The 245-nt window shown below is 66.9% G+C and carries 1 pseudogene; it reads left to right on the top strand.

What is annotated here, in order from left to right:
* Window positions 1–245 (top strand): annotated as a pseudogene (locus tag SCA31_RS25075) (mandelate racemase); the annotation flags it as partial.

Raw genomic sequence — 245 nt, 5'->3', positions numbered from 1 at the left:
CTTGGCCTCGGGTGGTCTTATGGTCCGGCGGCGGCCATGGCCTTGGTGGCAGAGTTACTGGGTCCCGCCGTCTGCGGCGGGGATGCCATGGACGTCCCGGCCGCCGCGGCAACGATGGCCCGGACGGTGCGCAACATGGGAAGAACCGGACTCGCGTCTTACGCGGTCTCGGCCATCGACTGCGCCCTTTGGGACCTTAAGGCCCGCCTGTTGGACTTGCCGTTGCATAAACTGCTCGGTGCTGC

It is taken from the genome of Chryseobacterium sp. SIMBA_028, assembly GCF_046535285.1.
GTDB lineage: Bacteria > Bacteroidota > Bacteroidia > Flavobacteriales > Weeksellaceae > Chryseobacterium.
Note: the sequence above shows the minus strand (reverse complement) of the source record. Positions and strands in the feature narration are given on the sequence as shown.